This window comes from Desulfovibrio sp. 1188_IL3213 (assembly GCF_036763145.1).
In the GTDB taxonomy this organism is placed as follows: domain Bacteria; phylum Desulfobacterota; class Desulfovibrionia; order Desulfovibrionales; family Desulfovibrionaceae; genus Desulfovibrio.
Window position 1 is genome coordinate 1 of record NZ_JBAIYR010000506.1, and the last position, 1,472, is coordinate 1,472.

Sequence of the window (1,472 nt, forward strand, 5' to 3'; positions counted from 1 at the left end):
TTACCAGCATGGGAGGGCAGAAGTCCAGCGCGGGAACAAGGGCCGTGGGGTACTGGCGGCGGATTGCCAGCGACACATCCAGAGTTCCTGCGGCCAGGTCCAGCACCACGCCGCTTTCGCCCAGCCGTACGTTACGTGCCAGCACCTTGCGCCAGTGCTGGTCAAGCCCCAGACTGAGGACGCGGTTGAGCAGGTCGTAAAAGCGTACAATGCGGCCGAACATGCCGGCCACGGCAGCGTCATGTGAGGGCGCGGAAGCCGGGGCCGAGGCCCTGTCCTGCTGCCCGGAAAGCCGAGAAGAGTCCACTTATTTACCCTTGTTGTCCTGATCCGCGTCAACACCGATGGCCGTGCAGACCACCCGGTATACAGAGGGAAAAACCTCTGCGAAATTGCCGGGAGAAACCGTGCGTGTTTCAATAAACTTGGCGGTCAGTTCCTTGGCTACCTGCAGGGCTTCTTTGCGATCTTTATCCATACGGTCCTCTTGCCTCGTTACTGCCGTCCGGCAGGCTGCACGGTTTTGGGGCTTATGCCTGCCGGCCGCGCAACCGGAAAACAAAACCCGCCCTTTGGGGAATGGCCATGACCCACAGCGGGCATTGCCTGGACGGGAAAAAGAACGGAAACGAAAGCCCCCGCCCCCTTTTTTATATTCGTGCCGGACATGCTCCCGGCTTTCTGCATGGCAGCGTTCATACGTCTGCTTCCATGCGCATGTAACTCATAACATAAAATATTTTACTTTTGAGAACATTCGTTCTCAACGCTCTGCGGTGTTCGCCACAGTGATTGACGGCGCAAATGGGGTGTGCCTGTTGCTCCGTGGTGGACGTTTGCGTTTTCCGGCATGCGTTCCGGGCAGCCTGGCCGTTGAAAATACGCCATCCCGCCAGGCTTTGGTCTTTGAGCAAAACCGCATGCGGCGAACTTGGCGGACTACTGTCCCATGCAGGAGAAATCGCGCACGAGCATATGCGTTCCGCCTCTGCTTGGCAAGCCTGACGCCAGCGGGGGGCAGCATGTTTTGCCGGGCGCGGCGGGCAGGAGGCTGGTTTCCACTTTCGGGCAAAAAAACGTCTGCGCGGCACTGCCGCCTTTGGCGCTTTTTCACCGTGCGAACACAGATTCCCAACGCTCTCTGGCGCTCATTACGGTGTGCGACAGCGCAAAGACCGGCGCGTAGTTTTTGGGGCGGACGTTTGCCCGCGCCGTCACAATAGTTTCAAGGTGAACGGCTCCACTGCCCAGGCGCAGCCTGTCTTTACTACGCTTCGCTTTCCAGAAGGCGGGCGATTTCTTCGCGCAGTATGCGGGCTGCTGCTGCGGCGGCGGATTTTTCCACCTGCTCGTTGAAACGGGGTTCCAGGCCGTCCAGCCGCTCTTCTATGGCGTCCAGCCGGGCTGAAGCGCCACGCAGCGTCAGATCAACGCTGTCCAGACGTTCGCCCAGGGCGGGATCTTCACTGGGA

At 59.6% G+C, this 1,472-nt stretch carries 3 protein-coding genes; all 3 read right to left on the reverse strand.

Features of this window, described 5'->3' with window-relative positions; genetic code table 11:
* The coding region (locus V6C16_RS13085) for a class I SAM-dependent methyltransferase (protein ID WP_442886235.1) at positions 1–307 on the reverse strand (307 nt) is incomplete at its 3' end.
* The gene (locus V6C16_RS13090; protein WP_012625527.1) at positions 308–478 is read right to left on the reverse strand and encodes a hypothetical protein; all 171 of its coding nucleotides are present in this window, start codon (positions 476–478) and stop codon (positions 308–310) included.
* A gap of 789 nt (positions 479–1,267) precedes the next feature.
* On the reverse strand, positions 1,268–1,472 hold a 205-nt coding region (locus tag V6C16_RS13095), incomplete at its 5' end, for a hypothetical protein (protein ID WP_333543417.1).